The 9,506-nt window shown below is 69.1% G+C and carries 2 protein-coding genes and 1 pseudogene; all 3 read left to right on the top strand.

What is annotated here, in order from left to right; all coding sequences use genetic code 11:
• Positions 1-3,237 (top strand): type I polyketide synthase (locus ACIRQP_RS41300; RefSeq protein ID WP_403900471.1); only part of this gene is annotated, 3,237 nt, incomplete at its 5' end.
• Positions 3,238-3,296: 59 nt separating this feature from the next.
• A pseudogene (locus tag ACIRQP_RS41295) lies at positions 3,297-8,798 on the top strand (type I polyketide synthase); the annotation flags it as partial.
• 49 nt (positions 8,799-8,847) lie between these two features.
• Positions 8,848-9,506 (top strand): beta-ketoacyl synthase N-terminal-like domain-containing protein (locus ACIRQP_RS41290; protein WP_403900469.1); only part of this gene is annotated, 659 nt, incomplete at its 3' end.

Below are 9,506 nucleotides of genomic sequence, written 5' to 3'. Positions count from 1 at the left end.
CGGCGGGTGGCGGTGGATTATGCCTCGCACACCTGTCATGTGGAGGACATCCGCGACACCTTGGCCGGGGCACTGGCCGGGATCGTCGCGCGGGCACCGAGGGTGCCGTTCTACTCCACCGTCACCGGCAGTTGGGTGCGGGACGCCGGGGTTCTCGATGGCGGGTACTGGTATCGCAACCTGCGTCAGCAGGTTCGGTTCGGCCCGGCGGTGGTCGACCTGCTCCACCGAGGGCACGCGGTGTTCGTGGAGATCAGCGCCCACCCGGTGGCGGTCCAACCGATCACCGAGATCACCGCTGACACCGACGCGGTCGTGGTCGGGTCGTTGCGACGTGAGGACGGCGGCCCGCGACGGTTGATGACCTCCATGGCCGAACTGTTCGTCCGCGGTGTACCTGTGGACTGGGCCACGATCCTGCCCACCGGGGCGGCGTCCGCACGGCTGGACCTGCCGACGTACGCCTTCGACCACCAGTACTACTGGCTCCAGTCGGCAGGGCAGACGGATGTCGCGTCACTGGGGCAAGCGGCGACAGATCACCCGCTGCTGGGTGCGGTGGTGCAGTTGCCGCAGTCGGACGGGCTGGTGTTCACCTCACGGTTGTCGTTGCGGTCGCATCCGTGGCTGGCCGATCACGCGGTCGGCGGTGTGATGCTGTTCCCCGGCACCGGGTTGGTCGAGTTGGCGGTGCGCGCCGGTGACGAGGCCGGATGCCCGGTCCTGGACGAACTCGTCACGGAGGCACCGCTGGTGCTGCCCGAGCACGGCGGGATCCGTGTACAAGTCGCGGTGAGCGGACCGGATGAGAACGGTTCGCGCACGGTGGACGTGTACTCGCTGCGCGAGGACAGCGGGGATGTGTGGACGCGGCACGCCACCGGTGTGCTGTCGGCGGCGCCGAGCGGGAGTGGCACCGGGTACGACTTCACCGCTTGGCCGCCTTCGGGTGTGCGGCCGGTCGAGGTCGGGGATTTCTACACCGACCTGCTCCGGCGTGGTTACGCGTACGGGCCCGCGTTCCAGGGCGTGCGGACGGTATGGCGGCGCGGCGAGGAGGTTTTCGCCGAGGTCGCCCTGCCCGAGGAGCGACGGGACGAAGCCGCTGGTTTCGGTATCCATCCCGCGTTGCTGGACGCGGCCCTGCAGACCGGGACGATCGCCGCCGCGGCGGACACGGCGGACACGGCGGGGGATCGCCCCGGGCAGTCGGTGATGCCGTTCGCGTGGAACGGTCTGGTGCTGCACGCCGTTGGTGCTTCGGCACTGCGGGTGCGCGTCGCGCCGGCCGGCCCGGAGGCACTGTCGATACATGCCGCCGATCAGACCGGCTGCCCGGTGCTGACGATGGACTCGCTGGTGTTGCGGGCGGTGTCCACCGAGCAGTTGGAGACATCGGTGGACAGGGCGGCCGGCGATTCCTTGTTCCGAGTGGACTGGACCGAACTGCCCTCGGCTGATGGGGAGCCTTCATCGCCGTGGGTGCCCGTGATCACCGGTGACGACGTGGTGGCCCTCGCCGACGGCCGCCCTGCCGTGGCGGTGCTGAGAGCGACCGGCGACGACACGGCACTTGCGTTGACCTCCCGGGTGCTGGGTGTCGTGCAGGCGTGGATCGCCGAGGCCGGACCGGCGGAGTCGCGACTGGTGGTGGCGACCCGCGGCGCGGTGCCCGCTGGTGACGGCTCGGTGGCTGATCCGGACGCGGCGGCGGTGTGGGGGCTGGTTCGTGCTGCTCAGTCCGAGAACCCGAACCGGATCATCCTGCTGGACCTCGATCCGGCGGCCGAAGGCGGAGTGGAGCCGGTCCTGGGGCCGGTGCTGGCAAGCGGTGAGCCACAGATCGCGGTCCGCGGAACGACCGTCTCCGTGCCACGGCTCGTCCGCGTCACCGATCACCCCTCCGACTCGCCTGCCGTGTTCGGGCCGGAAGGGACGGTCCTGGTCTCGGGTGCGGGGTCGTTGGGTGGTCTCGCGGCGCGCCACCTGGTCACCCGGCACGGTGTACGACATCTGCTGCTGGCCAGTCGTCGGGGTCGCGACGCGGAGGGCGTGGCGGACCTGGTGGCCGAGCTCGCCGAGCAGGGTGCCGAGATCTCTGTCGTCGCCTGCGACGTCTCCGATCGTGATCAGGTGGCGGCTCTGTTGGCGTCCGTGCCCGAAGAACACCGGCTGACCGGTGTGGTGCACACGGCTGGTGTCTTCGACGCAGGCGTCATCGGGGCGTTGACTCCGGACCGGCTGGCGAGTGTGTTCGGGCCGAAGGTGGACGCGGTGCGGCATCTCGACGAGCTGACCCGCGGCCTGGATCTCGATGCGTTCGTCGTCTACTCGTCCGCCTCGTCGATCTTCATGGGTGCGGGCAGCGGCGGTTACGCGGCGGCGAACGCCTTCTTGGACGGGTTGATGGCCCACCGCCGGGCGGCGGGCCTGCCGGGCCTGTCGCTGGCCTGGGGGCCGTGGGGGCAGATCACCGGGATGGCGGACAACATCGACGACCTCACCAGGACCCGGATGACCCGGCGCGAGGGACGTGGAGGCGTCCTGGCCCTCAGGTCCGCGGACGGCATGGAGCTGTTCGACGCCGCCATGGGATCCGAGCAGGCGCTGCTCGTGCCGATCGAGCTGGACCTGCGGGAGGTACGTGCCGACGCGCTGACCGGCGGTGGTGTCCCGTACCTGCTGCGCGGCCTGGTCAGGGTGGGTCGGCAGTCGGCGCTGGCGGCGTCCGGCGGGGACGGGCTGGCTCGCCGGCTGACCGGGCTCGCCGCGGAGGAACAGGAGGCGCTGCTCCTCGACCTGGTCCGTGCTCAGGTCGCGATCGTTCTCGGTCACGCCGGAGCGGGGGCCGTCCGTGCGGACGCGGCGTTCAAGGATGCCGGTTTCGACTCGTTGACGTCGGTGGAGCTGCGGAACAGGTTGCGTGAGGCGACCGGGTTGAAGTTGCCCGCGACGTTGGTCTTCGACCACCCGACCCCGCAGGCCCTCGCCCGCCACCTGCGCGACGAACTCGCCGTCGACGGGATTTCCCCGGCCGATCCGGTTCTGGCAGGCCTCGCCGGCGTGGAGAAGGCCATCTCTGCGTCCGACGAAGAGGTCCGCGACCGGATCACCGGGCGCCTGCGGGAACTGCTGAAGGCGGCCGAGACGGCAGGAGCTCCCGTGGACAGGTCCAACGAAGATCTCGACACCGCCAGCGACGAGGAGCTGTTCGCGCTCGTCGACCGGTTCGACTGAAACCGCACCGCTCGTATCAACAGCAATCGCACACGGACATCTCCTGGGGGTTGAGTTCAGTGGCTGACGAGGTACAACTCCGCGATTACCTCAAGAGGGCCATCGCCGACGCCCGCGACGCCCGCAAGCGGCTGCGCGAGATCGAGGACCAGGGGCGGGAGCCGATCGCCATCGTCTCCATGGCGTGTCGCTACCCGGGTGGGGTGTCCTCGCCCGACGACCTGTGGAAGCTGGTGGTCGACGGGGTCGATGCCATCTCCGAGTTTCCCGAGGACCGGGGCTGGGACCTGGAGGGCCTGTTCGATCCGGACCCCGACCACGCGGGCACGTCCTACGTGAGGCAGGGCGGATTCCTGCGCACGGCTGGTCTCTTCGACGCGGGGCTGTTCGGGATCTCGCCGCGTGAGGCGTTGGCGATGGATCCGCAGCAGCGGTTGCTGTTGGAGACGTCCTGGGAGGCGCTGGAGGGCGCTGGCATCGACCCGGCTTCCTTGAAGGGCGCCGACGTCGGCGTGTTCTCCGGGCTGTCCAGTCAGGGCTATGGCGCCGGTGCCGGCGTGGTCACGCCGGAGCTGGAGGGTTTCGTGGGCACGGGTGCGGCGCCGTGCGTCGCGTCCGGCCGGGTGTCCTATGTGTTCGGATTCGAGGGTCCTGCGGTCACGATCGACACGGCGTGTTCGTCGTCGCTGGTGGCGATGCATCTTGCCGCACAGGCGTTGAGGAAGGGCGACTGTTCGACGGCGCTGGCGGGCGGCGTGATGGTGATGGCGAAGCCCGGATCCTTCGTGTCGTTCTCCCGCCAGCGTGGACTCGCCGAGGACGGGCGCTGCAAGGCGTACGCGGAGAGCGCGGACGGCATGGGCCTGTCCGAAGGCGTCGGAGTGGTCGTGCTGGAGCGGCTGTCGGTGGCGCAGGAGCGCGGACACCGGGTTTTGGCGGTGCTCTGTGCCAGTGCGGTGAACCAGGACGGCGCGTCGAACGGCCTGACGGCGCCGAACGGTCCGTCGCAGCAGCGGGTGATCCGCAGCGCGCTGGCGAATGCCGGGCTCTCGCCGTCCGACGTGGACGTGGTCGAGGGGCATGGGACCGGGACGGCGCTGGGAGATCCGATCGAGGCGCAGGCGTTGCTGGCGACGTACGGGCAGGACCGGGATCCGGAGCGTCCGGTGTGGCTCGGTTCGTTGAAGTCGAACATCGGTCACACGCAGGCGGCCGCGGGTGTGGGCAGCGTGATCAAGATGGTGCAGGCATTGCGGCACGGTGTCATGCCTCCGACGCTGCACGTGGGCGAACCCACGAGTCAGGTGGATTGGTCCGTGGGCTCGGTGGAGTTGCTGACCGAGGCGCGGGAGTGGCCGCGCAACGGTCGTCCGCGTCGGGCCGGTGTGTCCTCGTTCGGGATCAGTGGGACGAACGCACATCTGATCTTGGAGGAGGCGCCCGCCGGGGAAATGCCGCCCGCCTCGCCGGAGGCGGGTGTGATGCCTCTGGTGGTGTCGGCGCGCGGCACCGGTTCCTTGGCGGGCCAGGCCGGTCGGCTGGCGTCGTTCCTCAAGGGTGCCGGTGAGGTGTCGCTGGCGGGTGTGGCCGGGGCGCTGGTGTCGGGCCGGGCGGTGCTGGATGAGCGTGCCGTGGTGGTGGCGGACTCGAACGGGCAGGCCGTTGCCGGGCTCGAAGCGCTGGCACGGGGTGAGAGCGCGTCCGGCGTCGTGGCGGGGAGCGCGGGGTCGTCGGGCAAGGTCGTGTGGGTGTTTCCGGGGCAGGGATCGCAGCGGGTCGGGATGGGCCGGGAGCTGTATGACCGGTATCCGCTGTTTGCGGAGGCGTTGGACGAGGCGTGTGAGCAATTGGACAGGTGTCTGGCCGGGTGGGTTGATCATCCGGTACGTGAGGTGGTTCTGGGCAGGGTGACAGGCAGTGCCGAACTTCTGGACCAGACGGTGTTCACGCAGGCGGGACTGTTTGCGGTGGAGAGTGCCTTGTTCCGGCTGCTGGAGTCGTGGGACGTGCGGCCGGATGTCGTGATCGGGCATTCGGTCGGTGAGATCACTGCGGCGTATGCCGCCGGTGCCTTGTCACTGCACGATGCGGCGCGGGTGGTCGCGGCCCGGGGTCGGCTGATGCAGGCGTTGGAGCCGGGCGGGGCGATGGTCGCGGTGGCTGCCGGTGAGGAGGAGGTTGCCGGACTGCTGGGCGAAGGCGTGGAGGTCGCGGCGATCAACGGGCCGTCCTCCGTGGTGCTCTCCGGCGATCAGGACGCGGTCCTCGCGGCAGTCGGCCGGTTGCGGGAGCAGGGACACAAGACGAAGCGGTTGGCGGTCTCCCACGCGTTCCACTCGCTGAGGATGGAGCCGATGCTGGCCGACTTCGCCGCGGAGCTGACCGAGGTGGTGTGGCGGCCGCCAGTGACTCCGGTGGTCTCGAATGTGACCGGGCGGCTGGCCGAGCCTGGTGAGCTCGCTGACCCGCAGTACTGGGCCGGACACGTGCGGCGGCCGGTACGGTTCGCCGAGGGGATCGAGGCCGCGGTGGAGTACGGCGGCGCGCTGTTCGTGGAACTGGGTCCCGGTGCGGTCCTGACCGGCCTGGTGGAGGAGACAGCGGCCGCCGTAGGCGCTGCGGTGGCATGCGTCGCGTCCCTCCGCGACGGCCGCCCGGAAGAGCGGACGCTGCTGGCTTCGGTGGCCGAGTTGTTCGTGCGGGGTGTGGGGGTGGACTGGTCGGGGGTGGTCCCGGCGTCCGGACGGGTGGATCTGCCCACGTATGCGTTTGATCACCGGCACTACTGGCTCCGGCCTGTCGAGTCAGCGACGGATGCGGCGTCGTTGGGGCAGTCGTCGGTCCATCATCCGTTGTTGGGTGCGGTGGTGCGGTTGCCGCAGTCGGATGGGTTGGTGTTCACGTCGAGGTTGTCGTTGCGGTCGCATCCGTGGTTGGGCGATCACGTGGTGGGTGGTGTGGTGTTGGTTCCGGGGAGTGGGTTGGTGGAGTTGGTGGTGCGTGCGGGGGATGAGGTGGGGTGTTCTGTTCTGGAGGAGTTGGTGACGGAGGTGCCGTTGGTGGTGCCTGAGCGTGGTGGGGTGCGGGTGCAGGTTGTGGTGGGTGGGTCGGGTGCGGATGGTTCACGCACGGTGGGGGTGTATTCGCAGCGTGAGGATGGGGGGGATGTGTGGACGCGGCATGCCTCTGGTGTGCTGTCGGTGATGTCGGGCGGGAGTGGTACCGGGTTCGATTTCACGGCTTGGCCGCCGCCCGGTGCGGAAGCGGTCGAGGTGGGGAACTTCTACACCGACCTGATCGAGCGCGGTTACGCCTACGGACCCGCATTCCAGGAGGTACGGGCGGTGTGGCGGCGTGGCGAGGAGGTCTTCGCCGAGGTCGCCCTGCCCGAGGAGCGACGGGACGAAGCCGCTGGTTTCGGTCTCCACCCCGCGTTGCTGGACGCGGCCCTGCACCCGGTCGTGACGAGTATCGGCGAAGACGGGCAGGAGTTGTGGCAACCGGGCGACTGGAAGGGGGCCGTGCTGCATGCCGTCGGTGCGTCGGCGTTGCGGGTGCGGTTGATGCCCGGAGGGCCCAGCACGGTGTCGCTGGCGGCTGCGGACGAGGGTGGCGATCCGGTCGTGACCGTGGATTCGTTGGTGATGCGTGAGGTGTCCGCCGAGCAGTCGGGCGCCACGGCGGCGGACACGGCGCGTGCTGATTCGTTGTTACAAGTGGACTGGACCGGACTGGCCTCGGCCGAACCCGACGACGAGCCGTCGTGGGCGGCGGTGGCCACCGCGAACGACGTGGCGGCCCTGACCGGGAATGCGCCTACGGCGGTCGTGCTGGAGGTCGTCGGCGGTGCGGATGCGGATGCGACGCTGAGCTTGACGTCACGCGCGTTGGCGGTTGTGCAGACATGGCTGGCCGGAACGGGCCTGGAGGAGTCGCGGCTGGTGGTGGCGACCCGTGGCGCGGTTCCCGCCGGCGGTGACAGTACGGTGACCGATCCCTCCGCTGCGGCGGTGTGGGGTCTGGTGCGTGCCGCTCAGGCCGAGAATCCGGGCCGGATCATCCTGCTGGACCTCGATCCCGCCGCCGACGGTGGTGCGGAGGCGGTGCTGGGTTCGGTGCTGGCCAGCGGCGAGCCGCAGATCGCGGTCCGTGGCACGGCACTGTCGGTCCCTCGGCTGGTCCGTGCTGCCGCTCAGACGCCTGATGTTCCGGCGGTGTTCGCGCCCGAGGGGACCGTCATGATCACGGGTGGCGGGTCGTTGGCTGCGCTGGTGGCTCGGCATGTGGTCTCTCATCATGGTGTGCGGCATTTGGTGTGGGCCAGTCGGAGGGGTGCGGCCGCCGAGGGTGTGGAGGATGTGATCACCGAGCTGGCCGACCACGGAGCAGAGGTTTCAGTCGTCGCCTGTGATGTGTCCGACCGTGATCAGGTGGCCGCTCTGTTGGCATCGGTGCCGGACGAGCATCGCCTGACGGGGCTGGTGCATACGGCAGGTGTCTTCGACGCCGGGGTGATCGGTGGTCTGACCCCGGATCGGCTGGCGGGTGTGTTCGGGCCGAAGGTGGACGCGGTGCGGCACTTGGACGAGCTGACCCGGGGCATGGACCTTGACGCGTTCATCGTCTACTCCTCCGTCTCGTCCGTCTTCCTGGGAGCCGGCAGCAGTGGTTACGCGGCGGCGAATGCCTTTCTGGACGGGTTGATGGCCAGTCGTCGGGCGGCGGGCCTGCCCGGGTTGTCGCTGGCGTGGGGCCCGTGGAAGCACACCAGCGGGTTGATCACGCACCTCAGCAGCGTCGACCAGGTACGGATGAGCCGGCGTGCGAACCGTGACGGAGTCCTGGCGATGACGGCGGTGGAGGGTATGGAGTTGTTCGATGCCGCTGTGGGGTCTGGGCAGGCGTTGTTGGTGCCGGTGAAGTTGGATCTGCGGGGGTTGCGTGCTGGTGCGGCGGCTGGTGGTGAGGTGCCGCATGTGTTGCGTGGTTTGGTCGGGTCGGGTCGGCAGTCGGCGCGTGCGGTGGGTGGTGGGGATGGGCGTGGTCGGTTGGGTGACCGGTTGGCCGGGCTTGGTGCGGAGGAGCAGGAGGCTTTGCTGGTTGATCTGGTGCGTGCTCAGGCTGCTGTGGTGCTGGGGCATGCCGGGCCGGAGGCGGTGCGGGCGGATGGGGCGTTCAAGGATGCCGGGTTCGATTCGTTGACGTCGGTGGAGTTGCGTAACCGGTTGCGTGAAGGTACTGGTTTGAAGCTTTCCGCCACGTTGGTCTTTGACTATCCGAACCCGCTGGCCCTCGCCCGCCATCTGCGCGACGAGTTCGGCACCAGCGGCGACCTGTTTTCTCGCGTGAACGCGAGGATAGCGGACATCGAGTCGCTGATCACTGGTCCGGGTCTTGACGAATCAATGAAAGCCGGTATCTCGCTTCGTCTTCAGGGGCTGATGGCCAGGTGCAACGGAGCGCCTGAGCAGGCGCGCGTCTCCACGGTGGCGGAGCACCTGGAATCCGCGTCCGTGGATGAAGTCCTCGATTTCATCGACGGCGAACTCGGGCTCACCTGAGTTCAGTTCAAGGCTGTGCGTTCCATCAAACCTTCGTGAGGACTGAAGAATGGCCACGGACGAGAAACTCCTCAGGTACCTCAAGCGCGTCACGACCGAGTTGCACAACCTGCGGAAGCAGGGCACGAGCCGCGCTGACGAGCCGCTCGCGATCGTCTCCATGGCGTGCCGGTTGCCGGGTGGGGTGTCCTCGCCCGACGACCTGTGGAAGCTGGTGGTCGACGGGGTCGATGCCATCTCCGAGTTTCCCGAGGACCGGGGCTGGGACCTGGAGGGCCTGTTCGATCCGGACCCCGACCACGCGGGCACGTCCTACGTGAGGCAGGGCGGATTCCTGCGCACGGCTGGTCTCTTCGACGCGGGGTTCTTCGGGATCTCGCCGCGTGAGGCGTTGGCGATGGATCCGCAGCAGCGGTTGCTGCTGGAGACGTCCTGGGAGGCGCTGGAACGGGCGGGCATCGATCCGGCCCTGTTGAAGGGCACCGACGTCGGCGTCTTCGCCGGTGTGTCCAGTCAGGGTTACGGGATGGGTGCGGTCGTACCGGAGTTGGTGGGATTCGCGAGCACGGGCGCGGCGTCGAGTGTGGCGTCGGGGCGTGTGTCCTATGTGTTTGGTTTCGAGGGTCCCGCGGTCACTGTGGACACGGCGTGCTCGTCGTCGCTGGTGGCGATGCATCTTGCCGCGCAGGCGCTGCGGCAGGGCGAGTG

The organism is Streptomyces sp. NPDC102274, from assembly GCF_044766385.1.
Taxonomy (GTDB): domain Bacteria; phylum Actinomycetota; class Actinomycetes; order Streptomycetales; family Streptomycetaceae; genus Streptomyces.
Note: the sequence above shows the minus strand (reverse complement) of the source record. Positions and strands in the feature narration are given on the sequence as shown.